General features: G+C 64.3%; 7 protein-coding genes. 2 read left to right on the plus strand and 5 right to left on the minus strand.

Annotated elements, in window-relative coordinates:
• On the plus strand, positions 1–965 hold a 965-nt coding region (locus EN750_RS11450), incomplete at its 5' end, for an exodeoxyribonuclease VII large subunit (RefSeq protein ID WP_281062281.1).
• Positions 966–969: 4 nt separating this feature from the next.
• Positions 970–2,088, plus strand: a complete 1,119-nt coding sequence (locus EN750_RS11455; protein ID WP_127396494.1) for a P1 family peptidase — start codon at positions 970–972, stop codon at positions 2,086–2,088.
• A 70-nt stretch (positions 2,089–2,158) separates the two neighbouring features.
• Here the strand turns inward: EN750_RS11455 and EN750_RS11460 are convergent, their stop codons facing one another.
• From EN750_RS11460 to eutB, 5 genes are all read right to left on the minus strand, one after another.
• Positions 2,159–2,413: a DUF768 domain-containing protein gene (locus EN750_RS11460; RefSeq protein WP_127271474.1), complete on the minus strand. Its 255-nt coding sequence runs from the start codon at positions 2,411–2,413 to the stop codon at positions 2,159–2,161.
• Positions 2,414–2,883: 470 nt separating this feature from the next.
• Positions 2,884–3,882, minus strand: a complete 999-nt coding sequence (gene doeB / locus EN750_RS11465; RefSeq protein ID WP_127396495.1) for a N(2)-acetyl-L-2,4-diaminobutanoate deacetylase DoeB — start codon at positions 3,880–3,882, stop codon at positions 2,884–2,886.
• A 5-nt stretch (positions 3,883–3,887) separates the two neighbouring features.
• Complete coding sequence (gene doeA / locus EN750_RS11470) at positions 3,888–5,066, minus strand: ectoine hydrolase DoeA (RefSeq protein ID WP_127396496.1); 1,179 nt, start codon at positions 5,064–5,066, stop codon at positions 3,888–3,890.
• A 154-nt stretch (positions 5,067–5,220) separates the two neighbouring features.
• Positions 5,221–6,213, minus strand: coding sequence for an ectoine utilization protein EutC (gene eutC, locus EN750_RS11475; protein WP_127396497.1), 993 nt, complete (start codon positions 6,211–6,213; stop codon positions 5,221–5,223).
• Positions 6,210–7,172, minus strand: coding sequence for a hydroxyectoine utilization dehydratase EutB (gene eutB, locus EN750_RS11480; protein WP_127396498.1), 963 nt, complete (start codon positions 7,170–7,172; stop codon positions 6,210–6,212). The genes eutC and eutB overlap by 4 nt, the downstream gene beginning before the upstream one ends.
• Between the last annotated feature and the right edge of the window lie 5 nt (positions 7,173–7,177).

Genomic DNA, 7,177 nt, shown 5'->3' on the forward strand with positions numbered 1-7,177 from the left:
ACCTCTGGGGGTTCAACGACGAGGCGCTCGCCCGCGCCGTCGCTGCCTCCGGCATTCCGGTGATCTCGGCTGTCGGCCACGAAACGGACTGGACGCTGATCGATCTCGTGGCGGATGTGCGGGCGCCAACGCCGACAGGTGCGGCCGAAATCGCCGTGCCGGTGAAGGCCGACCTCGAAGCAACGCTTGCCAGTCTCGGTGCGCGGCTGAAAGCGGCGGTCCTGCGCAATTTCGAACGCAAGCGGCAGGCCGCCCGTGCCGCCGCCCGGGCTCTGCCCTCGCCCGATCAATTGCTGGCGCTGCCGCGGCGACGCCTCGATGAGGCGACGTCCAGGCTCGGCCGGGGCCTGTTGGTCTCCACCGAACGCAAGCGTGCAAGGTTTTTTGCCGTAAAGCTGACACCGGCAATGCTGTCACAGCGCATTGCCGAGGCGCGGCGAACCAACGAGCGCAATCTTATGCGAGCACAAGGCGCGCTACGCGCGTTGGCAAGAGCCCGGCGTGCGGAGCTTAACCGAGCGGCGGATCAATTGCCAAAATGTGCCAGGGCATCGCTGCAGCGGCACAAGCAGCAACTGGCTCTGCTGCAAGGCCGCATCACGATCGAGCCGACGGCACGGCGGCAACGCGTGCAGAGGGATTTGCTGACAGCTTTGACAAGACGCGGCACGCAAGCAGTGGTGCTCAGGCTGGAGCGCCTGCGCGGCCGTGTCGTCCAGGCCGACAGGTTGATGGCGTCGCTGTCGCACAAGGCCGTCCTGGCGCGCGGCTTTGCGCTGGTGAGGGATGCGGATGGCGTGGTGATCAAGCAGGCTGCCGAGGTGGCGTCGGGAATGGCGCTTTCGCTCGAGTTCGCCGACGGCATCGCCGATGCGGTGGCGATCACCGGCACGGCAAAACCGAAAGCCGTGGCCAAGCCGGCGGCCAAGGCCAAAGAGCCCGGCAATCAGGGATCCCTGTTCTGAGACCATGACCGACAATCCGCATCATCTGACAACGCCCTCAGGCAAACCGCGCGCGCGAAATTTCGGCATCGGCTTCGATGGGCGGCCCGGACCGTTTAACGCGATCACCGATGTGCACGGCGTGACGGTCGGCTACGCGACGCTGATTTCGGGCGATGGCGCGCTCGTCGTCGGCCAGGGGCCGGTGCGCACCGGCGTGACCGCGATCCTGCCCAGGCCGCTCGCCGACCTCGCCACGCCGGTCTTCGCCGGCATTTTCAGCCAGAACGGAAACGGCGAACTGACCGGCTCGCACATCGTCGAGGAAACCGGCGCTTTCAACTTCCCGATCACCATCACCAACACCCATTCCTGCGGTGTCTCACGCGACGGCACGCTGCGCTGGATGCAAAGCGTGCTGCCGGCAGCGCTCGACAGCGGCTGGGGGCTGCCGGTGGCGGCGGAGACCTATGACGGCTTCCTCAACGACATCAACGGCCACCATTTGACGTCAGAGCATGTTGCGCAGGCTCTCGACGGTGCCGGCGGCGGGCCTATCGAGGAAGGCAGCGTCGGCGGCGGCACCGGCATGATCACCTTCGGCTTCAAGGCCGGCTCCGGCACGGCGTCGCGCATCGTCGAATGGCAAGGCCGTGCCTACACCGTCGGCGCCTTCGTGCAGTCTAATTTTGGAAAACGGCGCAATATCACCATTCGCGGCCTGTGCGCCGGGCCGGAGCTTCTCGAACCGGCGGTCCGCGAAGGCACACCGCGTGCTGAAAAGGGCTCGATCATTGCCGTCGTCGCCACCGACGCACCGTTCCTGCCGCATCAGATGAAGCGGCTGGCCCGCCGGGTACCGCTCGGCGTCGCCATGACCGGCGGCTTCGGCTATCACAGTTCAGGCGACATTTTTATCGCCTTCTCGACCGCCAATGCGAGCGCGGCGCTGGCGCCCTCCGGCCGCACCGCCAGCGCCGATTTTATTCCGGACACCGATATCGATCCGTTTTTCGAAGCGGTGATCCAGACCGTGGAGGAAGCAATCCTCAACGCGCTGGTTGCCAATGACGATATGACCGGACGCGACGGAAATTTCGTGCCGGCGCTGCCGAAGGCGTGGCTCAAGGAGAAGTTTGGCTGAAGACAAAAACGCGGGCCAGAAGCCCGCGCTGAAACAACGTCGCCGCTATGCGATCATTCCGCGGCTTTGATCATTCCGCGGCTTTTCCGGGGGCCTGCTGGCTTTCCTCGGCCTCGGCCGCTTCCTCAAGCCGGGATGCGATAAGTTCCTGGATATCGCCGACTTCTTCCTGGATGTCCTCCAGCGGGATGCCGACCTCGGCCGCCTCGGCGGCGCACTCCTTGGCCAGGGTTTCGGCCTGCTTGTCGATCCTTGCCTGGGAGGACTGGCAATGGACCTTTTCGCCGATCCATCCCCGCAAGAATTCGATGGCGTGTTCACTCATACTGCTGTTCCCTGGCGGCAAAGCCGGTTGGTAATCATAAACGTCGACATCCCGCAAAGGATGCATGTCCCCATTCCAGCCGAGTCGCGGTCGTCCGGCAAGCCAATGCTGTCCAAGGTCCACAGAGCCATAGGAAATCGAGGGGTCAAGAGCATTTTCTGATTCTGGAGGGGTCGGTACCGTTGGCTGGGTCACGCCCAGCGCTGCGCCACTGTTTCTATTTGCTTTTTTCCGGTTTCCGAGCCGATTTCCGTCACAATAGATGGCGCAACACACTACACATTCACAGTTGCTTCGAGGTGCTGCCCTCGGGCACGCAGGTCGAAGCCGCCGCTATATAGTGACATCCTCCTGCAATGTCGACTCCGCTCGCCATGCTGCTTCTTTCCGCCGCGCCGAAGGCTCCGCAACGGATCAAGAGCAAGTGACGATGGACGCGAACCGGGTGGAGCAAGCCTCGGCGGAATCGCTCAGACGTGCACAGCCACCACCGCCGCGCAGTCGCCGGCCTTGACCAGCCCGGGGAAATGCCGCGCCGCCAGCATGCCCGACATTTTTGCCCGGATCTCCTGCGGGGCGATGCCGGTGCGGCCGGTGGAATGGATGCGCGCCAGCACCGAGCCTTCTTCGACGGGCTCACCGAGATCGACCATGGTTTCGATCATGCCGTCATCTTCGGCGAAGGAGAAACAATCGCCCGACGGCATGTCGAGCCACTGGGTTCGAGTCTTCTCGACCGCACCATCTACAATGCCCGCATGGCGCAGTACGTTGAGAATGCCGCGCCGCGCGATCCGCACCGTCTGCGCACGCGACGTGCCGCCGCCGCCCAGCTCGGTGCTGACGAAGACCTTGCCCATCTCCTCGGCTGCCGTGTCATACATGCCGACGGCGTCGATCTCGATCATGCGCATCGAGAACGGGGCGGCGAAGGCCGCGACCGCGTCGAAGGCTTTCTGTTCCAGCGCCTTGTCGGGCAAAGTATGCGCGGCGCAGAACGGCACGAAGTCCAGCGTCTTGCCGCCGGAATGGAAGTCGAACACGATGTCGGCGCGGGGGAGCAGCTCACGCTGGAAATAGTCGGCGATCTTCTCGGTCACCGTCCCGTCCGGCCGGCCGGGAAAGCTGCGGTTCATGTTGCCCTTGTCGATCGGCGAGGTGCGCGTGCCGGCGCGAAAGGCCGGATAGTTCATGGCCGGCACGATGATCACCGTGCCGCTGACTTGCTTGGGATCTAGGGTCCTGGCGAGATCGTAGAGGGCCAGCGGCCCCTCATACTCGTCGCCATGGTTGCCCCCGGTCAGCAGCGCTGCCGGCCCGTTGCCGTTGCGGATGACGCAGATCGGGATCATCACCGAGCCCCACGCCGAATCGTCGCGGCTGTAGGGCAAGCGCAGGAAACCGTGCTGGATGCCGTCGCAGTCGAAATCGACGGTCGGCGCGACCGGTGATGGACGTAGATTCAACATCGGCATCAATCCTTCACCACCAGCTTGCGCGGCACATTGGCCAGGCACTCCACACCGGTTTCGGTGATCAGGATGGACTCGGTGATCTCCAGTCCCATCGTTTCCAGCCACAGGCCGGTCATGAAATGGAAGGTCATGCCGGGCTTGAGCTCGGTGCGGTCGCCGGGACGCAGGCTCATCGTGCGCTCGCCCCAGTCCGGCGGATAGGACAGCCCGATCGAATAGCCGGTGCGGTTGTCCTTGACGATGCCGTATCGCTTGAGGACACCGAAGAAGGCGTTGGCGATGTCCTCGCAGGCGTTGCCGGGTTTCGCGGCAGCCAGCCCGGCTTCCATACCTTCCAGCGTCGCCTTCTCGGCATCGAGGAATTCCTGCGTCGGCTTGCCTAGGAAGACGGTGCGCGACAGCGGGCAGTGATAGCGGTTGTAGCAGCCAGCAATCTCGAAGAAGGTGCCCTCGCCCCGCTTCATCGCTCTGTCATCCCAGGTCAGATGCGGCGCCGAGGCATCGGCACCCGACGGCAGCAGCGGCACGATCGCCGGATAGTCGCCGCCAATACCGTCGACGCCGCGCGTGCCGGCGTCATAGATTTCGGCGACGAGATCGCATTTGCGCATGCCGACCTCGATCTTGTCGAAGATGCGCTGATGCATGGCCTCGACGATGCGGGCCGCCTTGCGCATATAATCGATCTCGGTCGGGCTCTTCACCGCACGCTGCCAGTTGACCAGCGCGGTGGCATCGACAAAGCGGGCATTGGGCAAATGCTTCTGCAGCGACGCAAAGGCGGCCGCCGAGAACCAGTAATTGTCCATTTCGACGCCGACTGTCAGCTTGCCCCAGCCGCGCTCCGCAAGCACGCTGGCCAAAAAATCCATCGGGTGGCGCTCGGTCGACTGCACATAGTGATCGGCATAGCCGACGATATTGTCGTGCGCGAGATAGGCGGTGCGCTTGGCGCCGTTGGCGTCCTGGCCGCGGCCGTACCAGACCGGCTCGCCCGAAGGCGGCACGATAACCGCCTGATGCACATAGAACGACCAGCCGTCATAGCCGGTCAACCAGGCCATGTTGGAAGGATCGCTGACAACAAGAAGATCGACGCCCTTGGCCTCCATGGCCTTGCGTGTCTTGGCGAGGCGATCCGCATATTCGCCGCGCGAGAATCTCAGGTTCGGTTGCATTGTTCTTGGTCCTCGTTTGTTGGGCCCTGCGGCCGGTATCAGCTTTGAATCCAACTCGTCGTTCTTGTTTGAGCGTGATCTCTGGACAAACGGAAAACCGTTTGTCCGAGAAAACCGGTTCCCACTTTTCCGGATCATGCTCCTGCGGCCAGCATCAGCTTTCGAAGATGGCCCCGGAACCGGCCACCCGCGCACGGTCTCGAGCGAGCGTGGCGATCGCCGTGTCCTGGACGCCAGTGCCGGTGAGATCGGCGATGGTGATGTCGCTGGCCGAGCGCCGTCCGTGTTTCGCGCCGGCGATGATCTGGCCGAGTTCGGTCACCTCTCCCTCGGCGGCCATCACGCCCGCCGCGATTGCATGATGCAGCTCACCCAGCCGCTTTGTCTGGCGGCCACTGTCAGCGGCATAGAGATCGGCCATGCGCAGGATTGCCGGCGCGATCTCGTTCTTGTGCTCGGCGTCCGATCCCATCGCGGTGATGTGCTGCCCTGCGGAAACGAAGCCGGCCTTGATCAGCGGCTCGGTCGAAGGCGTCGTGGTGACGATGATGTCGGCGCCGGCGACCGCGTTTGCCGCGTCGGGCTCGGCATGCACGAGAATGCCGAGCTTTTCGCGCAGGGCTCCGGCGGTTGCCTCGGCCTTTGCCGCATCGCGTGCCCAGATGCGCGCCTCGGCAATCGGCCGCACCAGCATGAGTGCTTCCAATTGCAACCCGGCCTGGACGCCAGCACCGAAGATCGCGGCAACGGACGAGTCCTGCCGCGACAGATGTTTGGCGGCGACGGCGCCGGCAGCAGCGGTTCGGATATCCGTGAGATAGCCGTTGTCGAGCAGCAGCGCTTCGACCAGGCCGGTCTTGGCTGACAGCAGCACCATCATGCCGTTGACGCTGGGCAGGCCGAGCTTCGGATTGTCGAAGAAGCCGGGGCTGATCTTGATGGCGAAACCGTCAATGCCGGGCACATAGGCGGTCTTAACGTCGACCTCGCCGCGATGCTCGGGAATGTCTAGCCGCAGGATCGGCGGCATCGCCACCGGCAGAGTGGCAAGCGCACGGAAGGCGTTTTCGACGCAGGCGACGGCATCGAGATCGAGTGTCACGATCGCCCGCAACTCTTTCTCTGTAAGGATGGTCATCCGGCTCATGCGGCACGCTCCTTGAGCGATGGCGCTACGCCGCAAATGATTGTGCGGTGCGCGTCCATATCGATGTTGCGACCGGACAGCAGAACAACCATCGGCCCGTCCGACCTGACCTTGCCGGCCAGCAGTGCGGCGATGCCGACAGCACCCGCGCCCTCGACGATTTCGCGCTCCTGCGCATAGGCGTGACGGATTCCGGCGGCGATCTCGTCTTCGCTGAGCAGGATGACATCATCGAGCAGGTCGCGGCACATGGCGAAGGTCAGCCGATTGTCGAGGCCGATGCCGCCACCGAGCGAATCCGCCAGCGTCGGCAATTCTTCCACCAGCACCGGCTGGCCCGCATCGAGGCTGGCCTTCATCGCCGCGCCACGCGCCATCGAGACACCGATGATTTTTGTGCCGGGGCTGACGCCTTTGATGGCCGTAGCAACCCCTGAGGCGAGCCCACCGCCGGAGAGCTGGACCAGAACGAGGGCGGCATCCGGGACCTGCTCGATCATCTCAAGCCCGACCGTGCCTTGCCCGGCGATAATGTCGGGATGGTCGAAGGGCGGCAGCATCACCAGCCCCTCTTGCGCCACCAGCCGATCGACCTCCTGCTGGGCATCGTCCTGGCTGTCGCCGACGATGCGGACCTCCGCGCCAAGCCGGCGGATCTCGTCGAGCTTGTTGCCGGGCACCAGGCGCGACATGCAGATTACGGCGCGCATGCCTTCAAGCTTCGCCGCATGCGCCAGCGCGCGGCCATGATTGCCGGTCGAGGCCGCGACCACGCCCCGCGCCTTCTGTTCGGCGTTCAACGAGGCGACGGCGTTCGAGGCGCCACGCAGCTTGAAGCTGCCGGTGGTCTGGCGATGCTCGAGCTTGAGGTGAACGGGGACGCCCAGTTGTTCGGATAGGCTCGGGGACAGCACGGTCGGCGTGCGCTCGACTTTGCCGACGATACGGTCACGGGCGATACGGA

The organism is Mesorhizobium sp. M7A.F.Ca.ET.027.03.2.1, from assembly GCF_003999175.1.
Classification (GTDB): Bacteria; Pseudomonadota; Alphaproteobacteria; order Rhizobiales; family Rhizobiaceae; genus Mesorhizobium.

What these genes read in the sequence shown, in the direction of transcription:
- EN750_RS11455 (WP_127396494.1), top strand. Translation starts at nt 970, where the DNA reads ATGACCGACAATCCGCATCATCTGACAACGCCCTCAGGCAAACCGCGC.
- EN750_RS11460 (WP_127271474.1), bottom strand. Translation starts at nt 2,413, where the DNA reads ATGAGTGAACACGCCATCGAATTCTTGCGGGGATGGATCGGCGAAAAG.
- doeB (WP_127396495.1), bottom strand. Translation starts at nt 3,882, where the DNA reads ATGTTGAATCTACGTCCATCACCGGTCGCGCCGACCGTCGATTTCGAC.
- doeA (WP_127396496.1), bottom strand. Translation starts at nt 5,066, where the DNA reads ATGCAACCGAACCTGAGATTCTCGCGCGGCGAATATGCGGATCGCCTC.
- eutC (WP_127396497.1), bottom strand. Translation starts at nt 6,213, where the DNA reads ATGAGCCGGATGACCATCCTTACAGAGAAAGAGTTGCGGGCGATCGTG.